This window comes from Roseibium sediminicola, assembly GCF_023156505.1.
In the GTDB taxonomy this organism is placed as follows: Bacteria; Pseudomonadota; Alphaproteobacteria; order Rhizobiales; family Stappiaceae; genus Roseibium; species Roseibium sediminicola.
In genome coordinates, this window is sequence record NZ_JALNMJ010000001.1 from 679,273 (window position 1) to 686,661 (window position 7,389).

Sequence of the window (7,389 nt, forward strand, 5' to 3'; positions counted from 1 at the left end):
AGAGGCAAGCAAGCGTAGGGAGAGAGGGGTGCCTGACGGTAACGCGGCGCTGACCCTGGCATCGGCGGTGCCTGCAAGGACCTATCACGTCATGTCTCTCGGCGAGACACGCATGGCCCAATTGGAACTTCTGTCGGCGGGACTGGCACCGGGTGCTGTGGTCAATCTGCTCCGAGGGGAGGGGGGGCGGCCACGTATCGTCGCCTGCGGCGGTATCCGCGCCGCCATCGATGCGGATCTTGCCACGAGCATAAGGCTGGCGCCTTGCGGCAGCGATTGTGGTTGCGCCCATGAACTCCGGTGCACCGTGGTAAAGGAAACAGACGCCGGTGGCGCGGATGCCGGGGAGACAAACTGATGGGATGCTCCAGCTGCGCCGCGTCCGGCTGTATTAAGCGGGAGATCCTGCCCTGCGCGCCGGCGCAATACCGGGTGTTCCTGCTCGGGCCGGCCAATTCAGGCAAGTCGACGCTCTTCAACATGCTGACCGGTTCGCGGCAAACGATCGGCAACTGGCCCGGCGTGACCGTCGACCGCAAGAGCGGTACGGCGGAGATACAGGGGCTGGCTGTCGAGTTTGTCGACCTTCCCGGCATTTCCAGCCTGTCGGCGCCGCAGGCCGAACGCATCGACGAACGGGTTGCCCGCGACGCCCTGACCAACGTGCCGCACGATGCGCTGCTCATTGCCGTCGATCTCTCCGCGCCGCACCGGGGGCTTTCCATGCTGTTGCAGGCGCGCGGCAACGGCGTTCCGGTGATCGCGGTCCTGACCAAGGCCGACTGCTGGACCGCCGCCGCCGTGGACAATGCGGCTGCGATCCTCACGCAAGAGCTCGGCGTTCCCGCGGTACCCGTCTCCGGCCGCACTCTGGCCGGTCTCGACCAACTACATGCAGCGCTCGTGGCCTGCCTGCAGGCGCGGGAAGGCCTTTCTGTGATTCCGGCCTCGACGGCTTTGCCCGCCAGGGTCGCAAGCGCGCTGGAAAAGATGCGGCAGGCGCTGGAGGGAGGCCCGGAATACGAGAACGCCAACACCCTCGCCGTCGCCCGCCGCCTGATGGAGCGGGACTGGCTGACCGAACGGCGCGCCAACGCGGATTTGCTCAAGATCCGTGACGGGCTTCTGGATGAGGCAGGGCCAGTGGATGGCGTTCCTGCCGATCAATACCTGACGGACGCACCGCTGGCGGAAGCGTCTGCCCTGGTCCGGCGCATCGACATGCCGGCGCCTGTCGGGCGCAGGTTCCTGTCCGACCGGATCGACCGGATTGCCCTGTCGCCCTTGTTCGGCCCGGCGCTCTTTCTCGGCGTGATGTATGTCCTGTTTTTCCTGACCATCAACGTCTCCGGTGTTTTCATCGATCTGTTCGACGGTCTCGGCCAGGCCGCCTTCGTCGAGACCCCGGCATTGCTGTTCCATTGGCTGGGTTTATCCGGAAGTGCCGCGGATGTTGCGGTCGGGGCGGTCGGCACCGGCATTCAAACGGTCGGGACGTTTGTGCCCGTGGTCGGTTTCCTGTTCCTGTGCCAGATTTTCCTGGAGGAGAGCGGCTACATGACCCGCGCCGCGGTCGTCGCCGACAGGCTGATGCGCCGCCTCGGTCTTTCCGGCCGGGCCTTCCTGCCGCTGGTGCTCGGTTTCGGCTGCACCATCCCGGCGGTTCTGGCAACCCGCACGCTCGACACACGCGCGGAACGGATCCTCACCTCCATGATGGCGCCGTTCATGTCCTGCGGCGCGCGCCTGCCGGTCTATGCGCTTTTTGCGGCCGCCTTTTTCCCGGTGGGCGGTCAGAATGTGGTGTTCGCGCTTTATCTCATCGGCATTGCCGCGGCTCTCTTCACCGGCTGGATGCTGGCGCCGAGACTGACGCTGCAACGGCCACGTCCGCTGGCGATCGAACTGCCGATCTATCAGATGCCGCCGCTGTCGCGCGTTTTACGCCTTTGCTGGGCCCGCATCCGTCAGTTCGTTGCCGAGGCCGGCAAGACCATCGTCATCGTCGTGGCGCTGCTGTCCTTCCTGAATTCGGTCGGGCCGGACGGCAGCTTCGGCAACGAGGACAATGGCACGTCGATCCTGGCGCTGACCGCGCGCCAGGTGACGCCGGTGCTGGAACCGATGGGTGTCCGCGCCGACAACTGGCCGGCGGCGGTGGGCCTCTTTACCGGCATGTTCGCGAAGGAAACCGTGGTTGGCACGCTGCAGGCGCTCTATGCCGCCGCGGAGCCTGCCGACGACGCAGCACCGCGTCCGCTTGAAACCGCGGAAACCGCCTTGCGGACACTCGGTGCGTCGGCAGCGGGCCTCGCAAGTGCCCTGCTGGACCCGCTTGGTCTTGATGTCGGCGATATTTCCAGCTTCGAAATCGCCGCCTCCGAACAGGACGTTCCCGCCACCGTCTTTGCGGAAATGAACCGCAACTTCGGCAGCAAGGCCGCCGCCTTCGCCTATTTGCTGGCGGTGCTGCTCTATATCCCCTGCGTCGCGACACTCTCGGCCATCGCCCGGGAAATCGGCGCCTGGTGGGCTGCCTTTGCGGCCGGCTGGACCACGATCGTTGCCTATGCTGGGGCCACCATCGCCTACCAGGCGGGCACATTCGCACAGCATCCCGAAGCGTCCATCGGCTGGTTAGCGGGAATGGGTTTATTGATATTGCTGATCTTCGCCGTCGCAAGATGCGCCGGCAGAGCAGGGCCGCATTGGACAACAGTATTGTTCCGGACCTGAAAGACAAACCACAGATCAAAGCGTTCGCAGCGGCGAAGCCCTGGTCGAGCCGGCACTGGAAAGACTGTTTCAGCGGCAATGTGTTTGCGCTCTGCCATCTCCCAGGACGGCTCGCGATGCCCCGGCGGCGACAGAAGGCACAGAGTTGCGCGTTATCGAAGCGAAGTTTCGTCGAATCTTGTCAAATGTGATTGGTGCTGCCGGAGAGATTTGAAAACTGGTGACTCGGCTTTGAAATGGCAGGTTTCTGATCTTTTAAAGTCTCTTTCTCTCGCAGTGTGTCGGTTGATTGTGTCGGTAAATGTGTTGTGGATTCCAGCCTCGCCTGGTCTGCCGACGTTCGGCTTTCGTTGAGCTGCTCGAAATCCGACGAATGCCGTTCATAGGTTATGCTCCGTTGAGTATCTCAGCGGTTCATTGAATTCTTCATCATGTGCCAAGAGACTGCAATTAAACAGAAATATGCTACGCGAGGCTTGACAGGTTTAGTGCTCATGTTCAACAACCGGAAGAGGAATGATCTAACCGGGGAGCTAAATTGAGATCGCTTTTTATTGTAGCAATTGCCTTCATCCTTGCCGGATGCCAAACCTCAGCCGAACTTCAGGCAGCTATTGACCAGGCCAAGCCGGTTCCAGCTTCGACTAAAACACAAATTGTTGACGCGGCGCGCGATTACCTTGTCGATCCCTATTCAGTTCGAGATGCAGAAATATCATACATGCAATTAAACAAGCACAGCGGGTTGCACTGGCTATGTGTTAAAGCAAACTCAAAAAATAGATTGGGCGGCTACGCTGGGCGGCAAGCAGTAGAGATTACCGTCCGTGATGGAAAGCTATATGGATACCTGGTGAATAGCGCAGCATGTAACAATTCAGCGCTGAGATGGCAGCCATTTCCAAAACTAGAGGCACTGAGAAGCATTTAACGTCCTCATGTGTTGCGAGCAGAAGCTGCAAACGCTTTGGGGTTCGCATGGCGCAATTTGGGGTGCGTGATCAAAACGCACCCCAATTAGGGTCGCTCTCATACGCCTCGCGGGCTTTTGTTTCTTCAGTTGATTGAATGCGATCCAGGAGGCGGCGAATGTTGTTCGCTGACCAAGGTTTGCCGCGTGAGGTTGTAAGGCCGCGCTTATTAAGTTCGGCGGCAACCTCGGCCCGGGAGAGCTTTCTGTCCGCGGTTATCTCGCTGACAATCGGCGCAAGTTCCTTGTCGAAGGCCTCAGCTTTGGCCCGGTTCGCTTCAGCACCTTTCTTCTGCGCTTCCTTCAGGTTCTTCGTATTGCCAAGGGTTACACCGCGTTCCCTGGCCATCTGAAGGCCGCGCTTAGTCGATTTGCTGATACGTTCCGCCCTTGCTTGCGCATAGCTAGTTTCTGCAATCATCACAGCCGCCTTATCGCTGTGATCATTCCGACAGGCGATGACGTGGAGCCTGCCTTCGCTTGCCAGTCGCTGTATGGAATTTGTATTCCTGCTGATGCGGTCAAAATTGTCTACAAGGATTGGGTAGCGAGTTTCTCGTTGACGGTTCAGGGCAGCAATGATGCCAGGGCGATTTTTAATGCTGTCTTCACCCACACCGGTATGTGCATCACTAAACCTATCGACAATCTCAAATCCAGCCCGATCTGCGAAGGCTTCAATGCTTGTCATCTGGAGATCCAGGCCGGCTCCTTGATCCTTCTGTCTCTTCGTTGACACTCTGGTGTAGGCGATTGCAGGGGTTTTCTTTGGCATCGTTCCTCCGTTCATATGAGTGAGCAATACTATACGATACCTTATAGTGATGTACAATTCTTTTATGGCGAAATTCTGCGAGTTCTCGGTGATCTTTTAGAGATGTGCGTGCGTGGCCTGGTAGGGATGGAAAACTGGTTGAAATGCTCAAATAGATCCCGTGCGCAGTACGCTCCTGGAGCTGCATGCGCACGGGTTTTGACTACATGTCCGTCAACTCGAGCGGCTGTCCGTCGCTGCGTGTTGCCTGGAAAGTCGACCAATCATCAGCCAGGGCTACCGCAACAGCTTCACCCGCAGACTTGATGATGACGGTCGGCACACCGTCCACCGATCCAAAATTGAATTCCGCATTGCCGACAGCGAACGGGCCTTCGCCCTGGAACCGTGTCTGAAACTCAGTCAAGTCACTTGAGGTGAGGGCGTAGAAGTTCATCTCGCTCATGTTACTTGCCTCCCACGGAGGCGGCCTTGGCCTTCTGCTCAACCAGGATGGTTACGGTCTCAGCAATCGACCGGCGTTCTGCCTGAGCGATTGAGCGAAGGAGATCACGCGTATCCTTGCGGATCGAAATGCTAGTGAATTTATTCATGGGAACTCCAATTGGTTAATTTGCTCTATTCTACAATTATTTGAAGTATAATTGAAGCATAAATTGAAATATTTGGCCGACAATGACTGCATAGGGTTCCGCTTATGTGTGGATTTCTAAGACTTCGACTTTTTTGAGTTTCTCGTTAACATAGGTGATACTTTTTTAAACTTTTGGAAAGTGAGATTTTTGGCCGTATTTTGTCAAATGGACTGAAAATATTGTTGGGTTTCAGAAATCTGGAGCTGTTGAAAACACAGTGAACAGGCCGATGCAGTACGTATTGAACGGCTCCCTATGTATTGTGTTGCAAACGGTCCATTACGCGTTGGACCTGGGTCGCACTCCATTTGCCTCCCCGCGCGGTTGTGATTTCCTGGCGGTTCAGTTCGGCGGCAATCTGACGAAGTGAGGTTGCCCCGGCTTTCTGTGCCGCTGCGATTGCCGGGAAGACGTCACTCGCAAATCCGTTGGCTCGTTGGCTCTTTACGTCTGCAGCCTTGCGCCTGGCGTTGTCGTCAGCCTTATGTCCCCGGAAGCCACCAAGGCGCACGCCGCGAGCCTTCGCAGCTGTCAAAGCGGCTCGTGTGCGATCTGAGATCATCTTCCGCTCGGCCTGGGCGACAACGGCCATGATACCTACGATCATTTCGTTCGCTTCCGGCATGTCTGCGGCGACAAAGCGTACACCAGCCTTCTGGAGATTTAGAAGAAACGCCGCGTCTCTGGACAGGCGGTCAAGCTTGGCGATAACCAGGGTGGCTTTGTGTGCGCGGCAGGTCTTTAAGGCCTTCTCCAGCTCTGGCCGCTGATCATTCGAGCCGCTTTCCACCTCAGTAAACTCTTCAACCACCTTCGCGCCGTTGCCATTCAGGAAGGCTTCTACGGCGGCCCGTTGCGCTTCTTCACCCAGGCCGGACTGGCCTTGCTTCTTTGTCGAAACGCGGAGGTAAGAGACATATTTCATTGAGTAGCGATCCGTTACATATCAAGCAATGTTCGTTGCTAGATATGTAACACATAAGATTCTGTCGCGCTACAGAGCCCAAGTGGTTTTAAGTTTCTTTTTAGGCAACTGGTAATTAGCAAAGTCGGATTGTAACTTAGGCGCTCAGGCGGCGAGAATCGCCAACTTATAGGAGTGCGTTATGAGCTTTGATTTCGGTAAACTGGACAAGCCGAAGGCGAGCGCGAAGGCAACAAACCCAAGAGAAATTTTTAGGAATAGGCCTTCCGGAAAAGCGAAAATCAAAGAGCTCTGGCAAGGGCAGGCGCAGGCGCTTGACGAATGGTTCAGAGAGCCTCAGAAAGACGCGCTCATATCTATGTACACCGGCGCTGGAAAAACACTTGTCGGCGTTTTGATTGCGCAAAGCTTTTTGAACCAGGGCTTTCGCAATGTTGTTTATGCTTGCCCAACAATCGACTTGATTCATCAGACGGTAAAAGAAGCGAAGGGAATTGGCCTAAGTCCAACTACCTACCATCAGCAAAACTTTTCTGATGAGAATTTTGCAAGATCCAAATCATTTTGCGTAACTACTTATCAGGCTCTCTTTAATACGAGAAATAAATTTAGAGGAGAAAAGACGCCTGGAGCAATTATTTTTGATGACGCACATGTCGGTGAAAGGCTTGTGCGAGACTCTTTTACAATTTCTGTAAAGAAGGCGCAGAATACCGAGCTCTATAAGCAGCTGGCGTTAGTGATTAGGAAGTGTTTTCAGGAAATTAATCAGCTTCACAACTTTGACCAGGTAATTGCTGAGTATTCCGCTGGATCTACCGCGCTATGTCCTCCTACAGGCGTCTATAGTCATGCCGCAGAGTTTGAGCAGATACTTTCTGCATTTGCGGAGCGAGAATTCTCTTTAGCGCTTCCTTATGACTATTTACGTGGTCACTTGCAATGCTGCTGCGTCACTATTAGCCGATACTCGATCGAAATTACCCCTGCGTTCCTTCCTTCGTTGCAAATTGGTGCGCTCGAAGACCGGGGCGTTCCTAAGGTTTTTCTTTCTGCGACTGTGCAGTCAAAAGGTGACATTGTTCGGGGTTTTGGCAGGTCTCCGCGTGTGATTGAGCCTGATGTAGACGCAGGATTGGGTGAGCGGCTTATGCTCTTTGGGTCTGATTTGAATGAATTCTGCGAGGACGTTTCTGGAATTAAGGGCGTAAGTAAGGAAAACAAAGAGAGGTGGCTCGGTTTGTCTGAACAGTTCAGGGCGTTTGCTAAGTGGATTTCCGCCTGGATTATGCCGCCGCCATCATCGGCGTCAGCGCGTTGAAGTAGGCCTGATCCGGCGTCTGCCGGT

8 protein-coding genes are annotated in these 7,389 nt (G+C 55.9%); 4 read left to right on the plus strand and 4 right to left on the minus strand.

Annotated elements, in window-relative coordinates; all coding sequences use genetic code 11:
* Nucleotides 1–28: 28 nt before the first annotated feature.
* The 3 genes from M0H32_RS03025 (at nt 29) to M0H32_RS03035 (ending at nt 3,667) form a co-directional block, all read left to right on the plus strand.
* Entirely contained in the window at nt 29–358 is a 330-nt protein-coding gene (locus M0H32_RS03025; RefSeq protein WP_248150502.1) for a FeoA domain-containing protein, read from the plus strand.
* Nucleotides 358–2,736 (plus strand): ferrous iron transport protein B, encoded by a 2,379-nt coding sequence (feoB, locus tag M0H32_RS03030; RefSeq protein ID WP_248150503.1) that lies wholly within the window; start codon nt 358–360, stop codon nt 2,734–2,736. The genes M0H32_RS03025 and feoB overlap by 1 nt, the downstream gene beginning before the upstream one ends.
* 538 nt (nt 2,737–3,274) lie before the next feature.
* A complete protein-coding gene (locus M0H32_RS03035) occupies nt 3,275–3,667 on the plus strand; it encodes a hypothetical protein (protein WP_248150504.1) in 393 nt (130 codons plus the stop codon).
* A 70-nt stretch (nt 3,668–3,737) separates the two neighbouring features.
* Here the strand turns inward: M0H32_RS03035 and M0H32_RS03040 are convergent, their stop codons facing one another.
* From M0H32_RS03040 to M0H32_RS03055, 4 genes are all read right to left on the minus strand, one after another.
* On the minus strand, nt 3,738–4,481 hold the full coding sequence (locus tag M0H32_RS03040) for a recombinase family protein (RefSeq protein ID WP_248150505.1): 744 nt from the start codon (nt 4,479–4,481) through the stop codon (nt 3,738–3,740).
* 202 nt (nt 4,482–4,683) lie between these two features.
* The gene (locus tag M0H32_RS03045; RefSeq protein WP_248150506.1) at nt 4,684–4,926 is read right to left on the minus strand and encodes a hypothetical protein; all 243 of its coding nucleotides are present in this window, start codon (nt 4,924–4,926) and stop codon (nt 4,684–4,686) included.
* Between the two features lies 1 nt (nt 4,927).
* Nucleotides 4,928–5,074, minus strand: a complete 147-nt coding sequence (locus M0H32_RS03050; protein WP_248150507.1) for a hypothetical protein — start codon at nt 5,072–5,074, stop codon at nt 4,928–4,930.
* A gap of 295 nt (nt 5,075–5,369) precedes the next feature.
* The gene (locus M0H32_RS03055; protein ID WP_248150508.1) at nt 5,370–6,041 is read right to left on the minus strand and encodes a recombinase family protein; all 672 of its coding nucleotides are present in this window, start codon (nt 6,039–6,041) and stop codon (nt 5,370–5,372) included.
* A 181-nt stretch (nt 6,042–6,222) separates the two neighbouring features.
* Here M0H32_RS03055 and M0H32_RS03060 point away from each other — a divergent pair, with 181 nt between their 5' ends.
* A complete protein-coding gene (locus tag M0H32_RS03060) occupies nt 6,223–7,362 on the plus strand; it encodes a DEAD/DEAH box helicase family protein (RefSeq protein WP_248150509.1) in 1,140 nt (379 codons plus the stop codon).
* Nucleotides 7,363–7,389: the final 27 nt, after the last annotated feature.